9 protein-coding genes, 1 tRNA gene and 1 pseudogene are annotated in these 14,757 nt (G+C 44.9%); 5 read left to right on the top strand and 6 right to left on the bottom strand.

Annotation, left to right across the window (positions count from 1 at the left end; translation table 11 throughout):
- Nucleotides 1-45: 45 nt before the first annotated feature.
- The 5 genes and pseudogenes from TW84_RS23965 to TW84_RS05165 all read right to left on the bottom strand — a co-directional run.
- Nucleotides 46-312, bottom strand: a pseudogene (locus TW84_RS23965) (formate--tetrahydrofolate ligase); the annotation flags it as partial.
- A gap of 74 nt (nucleotides 313-386) precedes the next feature.
- A complete protein-coding gene (locus TW84_RS05180) occupies nucleotides 387-575 on the bottom strand; it encodes a hypothetical protein (RefSeq protein WP_045974609.1) in 189 nt (62 codons plus the stop codon).
- A gap of 39 nt (nucleotides 576-614) precedes the next feature.
- Complete coding sequence (locus tag TW84_RS05175) at nucleotides 615-2,972, bottom strand: fatty acid cis/trans isomerase (protein WP_045974622.1); 2,358 nt, start codon at nucleotides 2,970-2,972, stop codon at nucleotides 615-617.
- A 194-nt stretch (nucleotides 2,973-3,166) separates the two neighbouring features.
- The gene (locus TW84_RS05170) at nucleotides 3,167-4,780 is read right to left on the bottom strand and encodes a VRR-NUC domain-containing protein (RefSeq protein ID WP_045974621.1); all 1,614 of its coding nucleotides are present in this window, start codon (nucleotides 4,778-4,780) and stop codon (nucleotides 3,167-3,169) included.
- Nucleotides 4,781-4,843: 63 nt separating this feature from the next.
- A complete protein-coding gene (locus TW84_RS05165; RefSeq protein ID WP_045974608.1) occupies nucleotides 4,844-6,076 on the bottom strand; it encodes an L-lactate MFS transporter in 1,233 nt (410 codons plus the stop codon).
- A 369-nt stretch (nucleotides 6,077-6,445) separates the two neighbouring features.
- On the opposite strand from TW84_RS05165, the gene TW84_RS05160 reads away from it, so the two are divergent.
- From TW84_RS05160 to TW84_RS05140, 5 genes are all read left to right on the top strand, one after another.
- On the top strand, nucleotides 6,446-8,446 hold the full coding sequence (locus TW84_RS05160) for a HAMP domain-containing methyl-accepting chemotaxis protein (protein ID WP_045974607.1): 2,001 nt from the start codon (nucleotides 6,446-6,448) through the stop codon (nucleotides 8,444-8,446).
- Between the two features lie 185 nt (nucleotides 8,447-8,631).
- A complete protein-coding gene (locus tag TW84_RS05155) occupies nucleotides 8,632-10,020 on the top strand; it encodes a transporter substrate-binding domain-containing diguanylate cyclase (RefSeq protein WP_045974606.1) in 1,389 nt (462 codons plus the stop codon).
- 186 nt (nucleotides 10,021-10,206) lie between these two features.
- On the top strand, nucleotides 10,207-11,625 hold the full coding sequence (locus TW84_RS05150) for a transporter substrate-binding domain-containing diguanylate cyclase (RefSeq protein WP_045974605.1): 1,419 nt from the start codon (nucleotides 10,207-10,209) through the stop codon (nucleotides 11,623-11,625).
- A gap of 113 nt (nucleotides 11,626-11,738) precedes the next feature.
- Nucleotides 11,739-11,813, top strand: a tRNA-Gly gene (locus tag TW84_RS05145).
- A gap of 336 nt (nucleotides 11,814-12,149) precedes the next feature.
- Nucleotides 12,150-13,106 (top strand): transposase, encoded by a 957-nt coding sequence (locus tag TW84_RS05140; protein ID WP_045974604.1) that lies wholly within the window; start codon nucleotides 12,150-12,152, stop codon nucleotides 13,104-13,106.
- 105 nt (nucleotides 13,107-13,211) lie between these two features.
- On the opposite strand, the gene TW84_RS05135 is transcribed toward TW84_RS05140, so the two are convergent.
- Nucleotides 13,212-14,489 (bottom strand): hypothetical protein, encoded by a 1,278-nt coding sequence (locus TW84_RS05135; protein ID WP_045974603.1) that lies wholly within the window; start codon nucleotides 14,487-14,489, stop codon nucleotides 13,212-13,214.
- Between the last annotated feature and the right edge of the window lie 268 nt (nucleotides 14,490-14,757).

Genomic DNA, 14,757 nt, shown 5'->3' with positions numbered 1-14,757 from the left:
AGCGCTATCGACAAAACCTTGATTCGATAGCGCAGTTTTTGTCTATTAGCTCAGGCCGCCGATGTGGCCAGCTTCATCCAGATCAAGGTTCATAAAAGCTGGTTTTTCCTGGCAGCCCCTGCATGGTCATGACATCACCACACAGGGCGCAAATGAACCCCGCTCCCGCACATAACTTTAATTCTCTAATAGGGACGTCAAACTGTGAGGGAGTCCCTTTATAGAGCCGTCAGTAGAAATAGAGCGTGGCAAGCCTGCTGCCAAGTGATCAAAGCCATGTTGTTTGAACTCGGCTAACTGTTGCTTGGCTTTGGTAGCGGAAAGGATGATAAGTGTGACTTAGGTTAGATAGCAAAAGAAAGCCCTGCAAAGCAGGGCATTCGTCGTTAAAACCAATCATCCTCGGGGAATAGTTTTCCCTCTGGTGCGTAGGGGTCATCATCGAAAGGTTGTGCGGCTTTGCCCCGCAAACTCTCTAATTGATGCTCAAGCATTTGTACCGTGTCGTAATCACCCTCTGAGCAAGCCACATAGATTTGTTGCTCAATAGCGCGAATGTTATCTCTAATATTCATGCCCACCTCCCGCGTTTGAAAACGCTCGGTTGAACAGTTCTACCTATTCTCAAAACGATTATAGTCAAGTAGCCCAAATTCGACAGGCTGATTTTCTTTGTACCAAGCGTGCACTTGATCGCTGAAAGGCCAGAATTTGTCTGAGCTTCGGCGGATTGCGAATCTATCCAATAACTTAACGTAATCGTTCTCCGAGCGAACATTGTTAATCATGTCGACGAGTTGAGAAATCTCGTTTTCATTTAAGGTCAAATACGCAGCTGGATAACTTCCGATCACTCCTCTCACTAAGGTGAAGTCATCATTTTGATAATCACGATTGGCTTCTTCATCAAACAAGCTGGAGACGTTGGTATGCGCATTATTGTGAAGTAGGGTGAACAGCTGACTGTCCCCGGAATCAGACTCAATCATTAGCATGATGATCTGAGGGAAGTAACTTAATCCATGGCCTTTAATGCCATCAATACTCTGCAACACGGCTTCATTCTCTGGTTTAAAGCCCGTTTGTTCGATCGCGTATCGATTGCTTAGAACAGGAGAAAGTTGGGTTCGTAAAATATCGTACAGTTCGTGTTTGGGATCGCTGGTCTGATAAGGGACCTGAGTCGGTTGGTCAAACGGCTTCACATTGCGTTGCAAGAAGTCGCTCAACTGAGTACTTTGATTTTGGTACCAACTGGACTGTTCGATATGACGGATGTTTCTTGGTAAAAGAGCAACGAAGTTGCTTTCTCCTTCGAGTCTTAAAAAATCCATAAACATTCTCGTCATCAACTGATGACCAAAGTTGCCATAGACATCAAACCCTGCCACCAGCAAATAGTGTATGCGTTCAATCAAAGCGTAATCCAAGACCCAAGCTGTCTTGGGAGGTGAGCCGACTAATCCCTGAACGACCGATGCGCTATCAAAATGGCGGAAAACGGTTAAGGCGGCGTTTGGATTGGTTCCGTTACCTGACCATATGACATCGGTCGTTAAGTGCTTCCCTCCTTTAAACCAGTGATTAATAAAGTCCGACTTAGCTTCAAGGTATCGGGCTTGTTGGCGGGAATAAGACACCCAGCTTGTGATAGGTAAAGTGTTACTCTCCAACTCGCCGGGGAGTTTCAAATTGTCTGCTTGCGAGCGATAGAACTTGTTCACTTCGGGAATGTCTGATTTATCAGGATCAAGGAAGAAGACCCAAAAGCGATCGTTGATAACGTTCAGCGCAAGTTGACCCCGACAAACTGGCCCTTTTATGTAGGCGTTGATGGTGTTTTGTGCGTTGTCCAACATAAATTTGAAGCGAGATTTTACTGGCAGATCGATAAATGCAGTCATTGGATTTGCTGCGATTTCAGGCTCATACCCAGGGAGTTCAGCAACATCGTAAGCCGTGTCAACAAACCACTCTTGCCAATCAACCATCCGCTGACTATTGAGAGCGAAAGGCATATGAGTTTTGTCGACAATCGTCGCTTGCTCAGGAATTAGGCGGTAATAGACACGGTCTACTTCTGGGTCATCGTAGGGTCTACGCGTTACGATTCGTTTAACGGGCTCACCCGGTGGGGTTTGAGAACGAACGAGCGTGAAAAATCGTGGCGCGGTTTCATTAAGGTCTGAGAAGTACAGATGTGACAGGAATAGGTGCTCGTATAGGTAACGCGCGGTGAGCTGCGCTTTGCGAGAACTTCTGTTGAAAAATAGCTCGTACTGGGTGACCAACGCACGTTGCTCTGCAGAGAGAGGAATGGGAGCGCTCATGAGTGCGCCACCTTGGAGCCAGTTGATCAGTGTAGAGTACTCGTTAGACGATAGGTTAGGCATACCATAGGGCATACCCCAGTTTGGGTGCTCCTGAACGTAACTATCGTATTCTTCAACCGTCGGACAAATCTGTTGTCGATCAATCGAAAAATCAAACCCTTCAAGCTGAACTTGTTCTGGTTGAGGGTAGGCTTCTTTTTGCATCAACAACTTAGCCATTAGGCCAGCTTCTATGTTGGCAGTTGGCGTTTGAATGCGTTCATTGAGCACAGGGTGAAAGCCGATTGAACGCCACTGCTCTGTCGTTTCTGCATCTTCCAAAAGCCGAGTGGGTGTCGCTGCGGTTAGACGTGTCCCTTCATAAACCCTCTCTTTGCTGGCACCTCGGTCAATACCAGCCACTGAAGACATTTTAAGTTGGCAAGGAGCATCGTAACAGGCGTGGCAAACCACGCATCGGTTATCGATAATAGGCTTGACGTCGTTTAGGAAAAAATCACTTGATGAAGTAGCGATGTCAGCTTGTCTGTCCCTTGCTTGAGCATCGCCAAACAGTTGGTCGTAGTTGAGGCCTGCATAAGTCGCACAGCCAGCGAAGGCAGTCACTAAGGAGAGAATCAAGAAAACGCGTATATTCATTTGAAAAATAACTGTATTGCCAAGGTTTGATAATTGCAGCAGACGGTGAGAGAATTGGCAAATAAAACGATGTTCAAAATGTGAGAAACTGCTTAAAAGTCGATACAACACGATGACTTAGCGGCGGTTAATGTCAACCCATTGCCTTATAGGTGGCGAAGTTGGAGACATGTTTCACTAATGGATCGTGTCGATTATGCCGCAGTAACATAGCAGACTGAAAAGGGGATATTGAGTTTTTTGAACTCGTAAATCCAACGCCACTGATTATCCTGAATGTGATCTCCTGGACCTTTTACTTCCATCCACTCAAACTTTCCATTCTTGAACAGCACCAAATCTGGCAAGCCATTGCGATAGCATTTAAGGTCTCGTAGCATGATTCGAAACAGTTGGCACAGCAAAGACCTCGGCATGTAGGTGATCGCGTATTCCAGCAACTGGGGAGTGAAGATATTCCAAACAACAAATGGGTTGCTAATACCCACTTTGTCTCGGTAGATTTGCCTAAGATGTGAAAAGCCATCCTTTTCAAGGCGCGCGAATACACTGTCGATAAGAGCCTGACGTTTGAGCGCAAAGTCATGATGGTAGAGATCAAGAGGGCGATATTGATAGCGGTTTAGAAACGCCCCTTCTAATGGACTGAATATGACATCCCAAAAAGCCAAGCCAAACAAGCCGTTGAGTAAAATGTTTTCGGAGTAAAATACCTCATAGCCATTTTGCTCAAAATGCGTTTTTACCATGAGTTCAACTCGCTGTTGCGATAAATCCAATGAGAGGTGATGTTCGGTAAAGACGGGCTTTTTCACTCTTTGAATTCGTTCTCCCTTTAAACGCTGCAAACGTTGGTATAGCTTATTGCCCACCTCTAGCTCTGCAATATTATGCGGTGTATCCAACATTGATGTGACAACGTCACTCATTTCGCCAATCTTGTTTTGCTTATCAAAGATCCTTGCCCGTCTCTCTCGCGAAGGAGGTAATGACGTCTGCTCAAACCAGTGAATAGCCAGATCATACTCGTCTCGACGTTCCAAATCTCGAGCGATGTCGTTGATAAGGTGCTGACGTTTACGTTCTATGTAGTGGTGTTGTACAGGGCTGGCGAGTTGCTCAAGGTGATTAATCAGCGTGTCAACACACTGGCGATCGCCATCTTGGTAGCTTTTTTGTGTTTGCGACAGGGCGAGGAGTTTATCCAGTTGATTGCGTGACGAAAAGAATCGGCGCTCATGGCTAAGTGGATAGTGCTCAAATTGATGTAATCCCAGTTCGTCGAGTACGAATTGGCTGAGATCTTGGTGAGTATTGGCAAAAAAGAGCGTCAACAACACATCAATCACTTGTGGCGATTCTAGCTTAATAATCAAAAAGCCCAATGCGCCATATTGAGAGAAAAAATCAGGGGCTAACGCCTTTGTGATTACTTCCTTCTTGGCTTGTTTATTGGTGATAGAAAATAGCTCGATCACTTCTGGCTTTGTTAGTAGGTGAGTAGCCAGTGTAGAGTTTGATATGTCGGGGTTGAGAGCGATAAATTTCGACATCTCAAGTTCATTGAGCGATGCTTGAACATCGTCAATTTCCTCATACCTGAGTTTGTCGCTTCGAAACCATTCCCCTTTGCGTGAAAGCAGTCTGACCATCAAGCACTGAGCCTGAGTTGATAGGTGGTCGAAGTCTTCCAGCCACTGCATCTCTGCGCCAGAGAGTAAATCAGGATACATGTCGAGCGCGTGATGAATCAGCTTTAAAAAGTTACTTAGGTAGTAATTTGAGGGCAATACAATAGGTTCAGGCATGATTGATGGCGACAAAAAAAGGCTTAACCACAAGGTTAAGCCTTTCAGAGAAGTTTGCAATCGTTAAGCGTTCTTAAGCTTGGCAACCTTGGCTTCGGTAATGGGTTTAGTGATAAACGCCAGTACAATACATACCGCCATCATGATGGCTGAAACCGTATAAGCTAAGCCGTAGCCTTCGTCATTGGTCATTGAGAAACCGACTACAGCGGCGCCGATTGCACCACCAATACCCCAAGCTGTGTAAAGGACACCGTAGTTAGTGCCGTAGTTCTTAAGACCATAGAACTCCGCAGTAAGCGTTGGGAAAACCGCAAGTAAAGTGCCGTAGCCAACAGCGGCGATAGCAGTACCGATGATTAGGGTCAACTCAGTGTTAAAGGTGGCGAACAGAACCATATTGATACCCTGCAACACAAAAGCAAGCAGAAGGGTACGAACGCCACCAATCTTGTCAGCAAGCATACCGGCAGCAACACGACCGCCCGAATTAAACACGGCTAAGATAGAAGCAAGATAGACAGCGTTTGGCAAGTTTGCCTGCACACTAGCAATGGTTGTGATGTTGCCGATGATCATAAGACCAACTGAGGCGGCAAAAGCATACATAATCCACAGTGAATAAAACTGAGGTGTTTTAAGCATGGATTTCCAGGTTAGATCTTCGGTTTTCTTGACCGCTTTAGGTGCCTGTCCCGCTTTTAGTCGAGGCTCTGCAGGCGTGTAACCCGTTGGTGGATTGTTAATGGTCGCCGCAAGAGGAACCGCAATCGCCAATACGCCAGCACCAAGAATCATAAAACTGGTCTGGATGCCCATGCTCTCGATCAATGCAGAAGTGACAGGTGCAAGATAAATCGCGGCAAGGCCAAAACCCGCTGCAATCAAACCGTTTACCATCCCTTTTTTCGAGGAATGGAACCATTTCATTGCTGATGGCGATAGACAAGCGTAGCCGAAACCAATACCTGCACCGGTAATAACGCCAAAGGTCAGGTTCAGCATGAGTGGCGTAGTGGCAAAGCCAGAGGCAATCATGCCAAGGCCTGTTAGAGTTGTACCGAGAATTAGTATCTTACGTGGCCCCATACGATCCTGAAGGATACCTGCAACAAGAAGACAAACAGAGAAAGTGATAGTTGCAATTGCGTATGGTGAAGACGCTTCAGCCGCGCTCCAGCCTGATTCAGTAACAAGGGCTTTGTTAAACACGCTCCAAGCATACAGGATGCCAAGACAAAGGTTGATACAGAATCCCGCCAGCAGGATACGTGTAGCTTTATCAATCTTGCTCATTTTTCTTCTCAATTTCACCTCTGATTGGAGAGGTTAGGTTAACAGTCGATTTCTTCAAATTAAGTTTGCGTTTATCAACGCAAATCGTAATGGGCGCGAATTATAACCAATCTATATGTGATTGGAATCTCTTTTTGTGGCTAATTTAAAATTAATTTTATCTGTTAATGTTATGTGTTTATTGTTGTTTTTACGTGTCTTTTTTGTGGTGTTAGGCAACAACTAATACTTGATGTGAGCGCTTTACAAAGGGAGGAATGTAATGGATTAAACCAATCATTCAAAAGTGAACAAAAAGAGTTAACTTATATTTAACAATAAAAGTCAAAACGCTATAGTTAGTAGGTTATTTAAACAGGAGTTATTAGGATGAAACTCACGATATCAGGGAAGTTACAGCTGAGTTTTCTGTCGCTTGCAGTACTTTTTATCGTTGCCGCACTATTTATATTTCGCAGTGTTAACACTGTAGAAGAGCATACCAAATCATTGTTAGAGTCTGATCTGCCGACGGTTGATACCGGTCGCTCATTACAGCAGTCACTTCAGGCGACCGTCTCTACCCTAAGGGCTTATATGCTTTTAGGGGGGGATGAGGTTATTGGTGCTACCCAACTTGAGCAACTGAATCGCGTTATTACATCAACCGATGAAGCATTGCCCAAATTGGAAAGCTTATTGGACCAATCGTCCTATCAACAAGTGTTGAGCCAATGGGAGGTGGTCAAACAACTGGTCAATGAGATCTCTGAAACCAGTCACTCCGATGAGAACCTTCCTGCCCACTCCTTGTTTATTAACGAAGCCGCGCCAATTGCCGAAGTGGCGCTGGACCAGCTTCAAGGTCTTATCAATGATGAAGCCAGCAACAAAGAGGGGGGCGAGAGAAAGCGCTTATTCCGCCTATATGCAGACAGTTATACCTCGCTTGCCAATGCGCTCTCTTCGATGCGTGATTTTCTTCTTTACGGCAAACAGGAGCATCTCAGCAAGTATCAGGATTTTCTAAAATCTCACGCTAAGTATGTGACAGAAATAGATTCTAAAGTCAGCCTGATGAGCGACAGCGATCAAGGCTTATGGGATCTGTTTAAAGAGATGCAGCAACTCTATTTCCCTCTTGCCGATCAGGTTGTTGAACTAAGAAACGCGAGTAGCTGGAACCTTGTGAATGAAAAAATGGCCAAAGATCTAGTTCCTGCGGTAAGTGAACTCAATGCCAGCTTAGAAACCCTGATTCAACGTCAACAACAGCAAGCGGATCTCAGCGGGCAAGGAATTTTTAGCTCTTTAACCAGTGTAATCTCATTACTCATTGCTTCTTCGGTCATTTTTCTTTTGGCGTCACTGACGGTTTCCACTTACATGGGTAGAAATATAGGTCGGCGGATCCAAGTGGTCTCAAAGCGTGCTCAGCTTATTGCCGCTGGTGATGTATCTCAGCCAGCACTCAGCGTAGAAGGCAGTGATGAGTTATCTAGTTTGACCAACTCAATCAACAAAATGAATGTGGCATTGTTAGATATTGTGCGCGGAGTTAGCCTGAAAGCGCGCACCGTGGGTGACAGTATGACCTCATTACTTGAAGCGAACGTGAACACCTCGAACAAAGTCGATAGTCAAATGTCGACCATGACACTAGTCGGCCAGCAACTTTCTGAAGTGAGTTTATCGGCGGATGAAACAGCAAACCAAGCCAAGCTTTCTGCGAGTAACCTACAAGAATCGAAAAGCCAAATTGAAACGGGTTCACAAGCGTTAGAGCAGAACATGCAGACGGTCACCTCCCTGCATCGGACGATTGAAAGTGCAAGCCAGCAGGTCACTGAACTGAGCAAAGAAAGTGAAGCCATTGGTCGTGTCACGGAAGTGATTGAAGGCTTAGCCGAACAAACGAACTTACTTGCATTGAATGCTGCGATTGAGGCAGCAAGAGCGGGTGAATATGGCCGAGGTTTTGCTGTGGTGGCCGATGAAGTGAGACTTCTAGCGACAAGAACTACTGAATCCACAACCGAAATCAACAACATCGTTCATGCTATCCAAACCTCGACAGCGGGTGTCGTGTCTGAAATTGACAAGAGTAAAATCTTGGCTGAAGAGGGCGCAAATCACACCAAGCAAGCGCACGGAACATTGAGCGCGACGACTGAACAGATTGAAAGCCTTGACTCACAGATGAAAGAACTACTGCATTCTGCAGAGAGCCAATCTGTGGCCACTCAGGAGATTCATGGTTTGATGTCTGAAGTGACAAGTCGCGTCGAAGAAGTGGCTGATATATCCAATTCATCCTCTCAGGTTTCTCAGCAAGTTCGTCAACAGGTAGAGGCGTTGAATGAAGAAATGAGGCACTTTAGGACAGAATAAATATCAGTGCAGCATTTCTTATTGATAGAAAAGTAAATATGTGCGAGCCGCTTCAAAGTTAAATTTTCAAAATCTGCAGATGTGAGACAGATAATCTATACATAATCTCAATGCAATGAAATGTATAGCAATAGAGCTCAAGCAGCCTAGGTTGTTTGAGCTCATTTTATTCTTTGAGGTTAGTTGTGTTACGTGTGTTTGCCGCATGGTGTATGTTGATTTTCTTGACAAATTTCGCCAATGGATCCGAAAAACAGACTCTGATAGTCACCAACTCCAAAGCTTGGAAGCCCTTCTCTTATATCGATGAAGACGGTAAAGCTGCAGGCATATTAGTCGACTACTGGAATGAATATGGTCTAAAGAATCACAAGAACATCGAGTTCTTGTTACTGGACTGGAATGATTCAATTCTAGCGGTTCGATCCGGCAGGGCTGATGTGCATTCTGGCTTGCTTTGGTCTGCAACCCGTGAAGCCTTCCTTGATTACAATGCGTCTATCATGCCCATAGATACACAGCTTTACATTAGCAGTCGACTGATCAGCATGGACGTCAACTCATTCTTACTCGGAAATCATCATCACCTCACTGGGGTAATAAAAGGTGCTTATGAAGAAGAGTTTACTCGCCTTCATTTCCCATCTCTTCAAATATTGGCTTATCGCAATAATGAGGAAATGATAGAAGCTGCCTTCGCCGGTGAAATTGAGGCTTTTGTGGCGGATCTGCAAGTTGCCAACTTCTACCTCCACACCGCCGACCGACGAAATACATTTATAGGAATAAAGCACCTGTATTCTGGCTATTTAAGGCCAGCGGTTGCGGAAGGTAACGACGACCTAAACTTCCAACTATCACAAGGGCTAAACCAGATTAGCAATGAAGAGAAGAAGCGTATTTTTGGCCGCTGGATGTATATCAATACTGTGTATCCTGATTATCTATGGCCATTGGCCGCAGTGGCCATATTGCTGACAGTGGTGGCTTACATCGTTAGCTTACGTTTTTCTGTTAACGCCAAAACACGCGAGCTCGCCAAAGCAAACAGGGAACTAAGGGTTCTCTCTGAGACTGACCCATTAACGGAACTGAGTAATCGCCGACATTTCGTAGAAGAATTTCAGCAAAGACTTGTCGTTCCCGAATCGCTCGCCGTTATGATTTTTGATATCGATGACTTTAAAATTATCAATGATAACTTCGGGCATCAGGTTGGGGACAGGGTCATACAGCAGGTGGCTGAAGCAGTTAGAACCGTGATTAAGAGCGAGCACCTGTTTGGGCGTATAGGAGGTGAAGAGTTTGCGTTGGTTGTTAGTGGGCATTCGTTAGGTAAAATCACCACAATTGCTCATAAAGTTTGTCATTCAGTCAGAAGTGTAGCTATTGAAGACAAGGCGATTACGGTCAGCTTAGGTTGCGCTTACTATCCCTTAACGTCATTCAACATTACACTGTCTGATGCTGATCAGTTAATGTATCGAGCGAAAGCGTTGGGCAAAGATAGAGCGGTGATCCAACAAATCACCGTGCAGGGCAACATGGAACAAAAAGTTGTCAATTGCGATTGAGTTTAGATATAGCGTCGCGTACCAATGTGCAGAACGCGTATTATCTGTTCCTTGGTGCATATTTTGCGTTCAGTACGATTTAGTTCAATAGACAGCTAAGACACCATAGCGATCAAACTCATCCCTTACGTGCGTTTTTTAGTCTATTACTTATATTATGTTATTTGTAATTAAGTGATGAGTGTGATGGGACATCAAGGGATTGCAGGCAAAAAGACGCCAGTTGCACCGTGGCGTCTTTTTGCTTTTACGTTGCTTACGACATTATTTTCAAGCTCTCCAATCATCGCTAACACAGCGGATGCAGAACAACAAACACTCAAGGTTGCTAACTCAAAAGCGTGGAAACCCTTTTCCTACATCAACAATGACGGTGAGCCAGACGGCATTCTCATTGATTTATGGCGTGAATACGGTAAAAGAAATCAAATAAAGATTGAGTTTGTTTTGATGGATTGGAATGAGTCGATACAAGCGGTCAAGAGCAACCAAGCTGATGTGCATGCGGGACTGCTATGGTCGGAGCCACGTGATCAATTCCTCGACTTTGGCGATGCACTGATCAATATAGAAACTCAGCTCTATTATAGCCAGTCCTTGGTTGGCTCTGGCATCGATGAGCTCCTTGACGGTGAAGTGGAGCGCTACGTGGGAGTGGTGAAAGGTGGTTATGAAGAATACTACACACGTAAGGAGTTTCCGAACGCCAACGTCAAAGTCTACTCAAACAACCAAAGACTTATAAACGCCGCGTTTAAGGGAGAAATATCCGCGTTTGTCGCTGACTTACAAGTCGCTAATTTCTATCTCTACTCCTCTGGCGATCCAATGAGTTTTGTACCTGTGAAGTATTTATACTCCGGTGATCTATATCCAGCCGTGGCAGAAGGTAACCTAGCCATGCTTGATAAAGTAAATCTTGGGTTTAAAAAAGTCGGTAAACCGACGCGCGAAACGATTTTACATAAATGGATGCACATCGAAACCGTGTACCCTCAATACTTCTTCGCTACTGTAGCTGGGGTCAGTGGTTTTGTTGTGCTGATGTATATCATTATGCTTAAACGAACCGTTAGATCCAGAACGAGAGCGTTAGAGCTGGCTAACGAGCAACTCACCGTACTGTCTACAACAGACGAGTTGACTGGAATAAGAAACCGTCGCAGCTTTATGGAGGCCATTCGTCAATTAGACACGAAAAGTCACTCGTTAACGGTCATGGTTTTTGATATCGATAACTTTAAATCAGTGAATGACAATTGGGGCCACGCGATAGGGGACGAAGTTATTAGAGAGGTAGCACAATGCATAGCACCGATATTAACGCCTACCATGCTATTTGGCAGAATCGGTGGTGAAGAGTTTGCACTGGTCGTGCGAGAGCTGAGTCAAGAAGCTGCGCTAGAGTTAGCACAGAATATTTGTGTCAAAGTTTCAGCCACTAAAATACAGATTGAGTGTGATAGGCATATCTCAGTGAGCGTTGGGTGTGCATTTTATCCACATGGAAGTGAAAAAGTCGATTTATCCGCTGCAGATAAACTGATGTACAAAGCCAAACAACAAGGAAAAAATAGAGCAGTAATTGAGCTTATCGATTACTGAGCGAAGGTAATTTCAGCGATTTGTCCAATCCTTGCGCACTTGAGCGCAAACTATGTAGAAATTACTTTTCTTTTCAGTCAGATGTGGCATATTGAATGGGTCTTCACGATGATGCGTGCATCGTATAATGGCTATTACCTCAGCCTTCCAAGCTGATGATGCGGGTTCGATTCCCGCTGCACGCTCCAATCCTTAGCATCATATTAAAACTCTCCACCCTGATTTAAATTCCCAGTACTTTCAAACTCTGAGCTTGCTGAATTCCCAACAAAACGAAAGAACGGGACAGAAAAGAACGGGACAGTGAAAAGAACGGGACAGTCACCCCAAGAAATGCCTTAGGAAAGAAAGAGGAAAGAAAGGGACAGACACCCCAAGAAACAGACACCCCAAGAAACACCTTTCGATTGCCAATAAACTAGTCAATTACATCAAAAAACTAGGGTTCTCTTGAAATAGAGAAAGTGGGCTTTTCTAGAAAAACTGTGTGAACTAAAGTCAGCGTATCACGAATTGGAGGACGTATGACTATCGCACGCAGCCAACAAATTAGCTTAGAAGCCACACCGTATTATCATTGTGTTTCGCGCTGTGTACGGCGCTCATTTCTTTGTGGCTATGATGCGACTACCCAAACCAACTACGAACACAGAAGAGGGTGGGTTGAAGCGCGTATAAATGCGGTCGCCAAGGTATTTTGCATTGATGTATGCGCCTACGCGGTGATGAGTAATCATTATCATGTTGTCTTGCATATAAACCGTCGTAAAGCACAAGCGCTAACGGATCAACAGATCATTGAACGTTGGACATCCTTTCATATAGCACCCGCAATGGTCCAAAGAAAAATACGGGGTGACAAACTAACCAAGCCAGAGCAGCACGTCTACCAAGGCATCATTGATACGTGGCGCGAACGATTGTATTCCGTTAGCTGGTTTATGCGCCTGATCAATCAGTTTGTTTCGAATGAAGCCAATAGAGAAGACAACTGCACGGGGCACTTTTGGGAAGGGCGGTTTAAAAGCCAGGCGCTGCTTGATGAGAAAGCGCTCGCTGCCGCCATGGCGTACGTAGACCTTAACCCAGTGCGAGCGGGAATCGCCGATACGCCAGAACACTCAGAGCATACCTCGCTTCAGTTACGCATTAAATCGGTGCGCAACAATCAAGCCTCGCCACCAAACTTATTTCCTTTTTCCGGGTATCCACGACAAGGAAGGCCCGAAGGGTTACCCTTTAGGCTCATAGATTACTTAGAGTTGGTGGATTGGACTAGCCGTCATCTTCGTAAAGATAAGCAATGGGTGACTCCTGAATCCATTCCTCCCATACTTAGCCGACTTGGTTTCGAGAGCCACATTTGGTTTAACACGTGTTTTAACATCGAACGCGGCACCATTGTTGGAAGCGCACAGAGCGTCAATAGCGCGTTGCCAAAATTACAACGTCGACGAGTGTCAGGGTTAATTATCCCTTAGTTACCGCTAATGGTTTCCAATGAACAAACTAAAACTAGTTTGAGGCATGAGTGATGGGAAAGGGTCAGGCGAACCCGCCCCTTTAGGGCGGGTGATTTGCGATGATCAGTTACTTTGGCTTGCTCGTTTGGATTCTTGGTAGGACTTCTTAAAAGGCTTGTAATCTGGGCCTAGACAAATCTTTGCCAACCGGATAGAACGACGCAGCCTCTGGTATCGAGATAAGAGGATAGTCCCCCCTAGTAGCACCCAACCGACAGACATAAGCAGAACCAACAATGGAACTCCAATGAGGTCAAAAACTAGCGCAAAAGACCAATACCCCCAGAAAGTTTCGATAATTAGGCAAAGAGGAGTAAGGCCTAATATTAAGGTACAGACAGGTTCATCCCAACGCATAAATGGAGCATCCCAATATTCTTTCTCAGCTGAATAGTGGTTTTCAATTAACACAAGAGCAGGGCTGCACTCCTTTTTACTTAACCAGTGACTTCCCACAAAGGCAAAATCCACTGTTTCACCCGGTTTGAGCGTGGTGTTTGGGTACAAAGAAGGCAAGCGAAAGCGCAAATTGGGGTCTTCAGGGGGAGTGTTAGCTTCACCGCTAAACCAAACCTGCTTGCCATCACACCCTGCGACAGTTCCTTGTGCCAAAGTGACGATGTGATCTGAGCAATAGCCTCCGGGTCTACCTATTTTCAAATGAGGCCAGTGATGAGTAAGCAAACGCGGAAGGTAATATAGGCCAATAGCTAGGGGCACTAGGGCAGCAAAAAAATCAAAATCGCCATAGAAGGGGTACAACCGAAAAGAAAAAACGAGAGCGAGACCCAGCAGTAATATTATTGTGACATGATCGTTCGCTTTTTCCTCAAATGAAAGTTGGAGGGTTTCATCAGGAGTCAATGCCCTTCGGCCTTTTACCTCTATATTGAGCGCCGAGACCTCGTCACTTGGCATGGCGAAGCTCGCTTCCCACTGTAATTGATACAGCTCTGTTAGTGCTTCACCATTTAAACTCATCAGGTAGGCGGTATTGTTATCGACTAGGATTTCTGCTTGGTTGTCATCGTCAGAAACAGCCTTCTCACGTTTTAAATGTGGATGATGAGCTTTGACATAGTAAACCTCATCAGAATCTATTCTGTAGTATGTTGAACCAGCGTGTCTAAATTTGCCTTTCACTTGATAAACAGAACCAAGTCCAAAGGAACGTTTGTAAACAATATTCAGAGTTTGCTGTTCTTGGATGGTCGCCATTCTGTGTGGGGGCTTTTTAGCGAGCTTCTTCGACGTTGAGCGCCATAGAATCAAGTTCATAAAACTAGTGACAGAAACGAGAGCGATGAACCCCATAACCACAGTAATAATAAACTCGTTCATAGTAGCTCTCGCTGTTGACATTGCGCTAACGCTCGTTGTTTTGTATTCAAATTTGCCTCTTTGTTTTATGATTGTCAGTTTTCTGTTTAAAGCGACAGGAAAACGATATTTTTAGTATGTTTCTATCTCTGAAGAAATAAATCGATTTAAACTTTATCTATACGTCAAGATGTTCACTCACGAACAAGTGATTTGATATATCACCTCAGAAATACGCGAATAAACCCTAATGCTAGAGTTCCTACTGAGTGTAGTGGTCAACAAATTC

Source organism: Vibrio neptunius (assembly GCF_000967495.1).
GTDB lineage: Bacteria > Pseudomonadota > Gammaproteobacteria > Enterobacterales > Vibrionaceae > Vibrio > Vibrio neptunius.
This window is presented reverse-complemented; position numbering and strand designations above follow the sequence as displayed.

Excerpts from the sequence above, each read along its gene's own strand:
- TW84_RS05180 (WP_045974609.1), bottom strand. The coding sequence starts at position 575 with ATGAATATTAGAGATAACATTCGCGCTATTGAGCAACAAATCTATGTG.
- TW84_RS05175 (WP_045974622.1), bottom strand. The coding sequence starts at position 2,972 with ATGAATATACGCGTTTTCTTGATTCTCTCCTTAGTGACTGCCTTCGCT.
- TW84_RS05170 (WP_045974621.1), bottom strand. The coding sequence starts at position 4,780 with ATGCCTGAACCTATTGTATTGCCCTCAAATTACTACCTAAGTAACTTT.
- TW84_RS05165 (WP_045974608.1), bottom strand. The coding sequence starts at position 6,076 with ATGAGCAAGATTGATAAAGCTACACGTATCCTGCTGGCGGGATTCTGT.
- TW84_RS05160 (WP_045974607.1), top strand. The coding sequence starts at position 6,446 with ATGAAACTCACGATATCAGGGAAGTTACAGCTGAGTTTTCTGTCGCTT.
- TW84_RS05150 (WP_045974605.1), top strand. The coding sequence starts at position 10,207 with ATGGGACATCAAGGGATTGCAGGCAAAAAGACGCCAGTTGCACCGTGG.
- TW84_RS05140 (WP_045974604.1), top strand. The coding sequence starts at position 12,150 with ATGACTATCGCACGCAGCCAACAAATTAGCTTAGAAGCCACACCGTAT.
- TW84_RS05135 (WP_045974603.1), bottom strand. The coding sequence starts at position 14,489 with ATGAACGAGTTTATTATTACTGTGGTTATGGGGTTCATCGCTCTCGTT.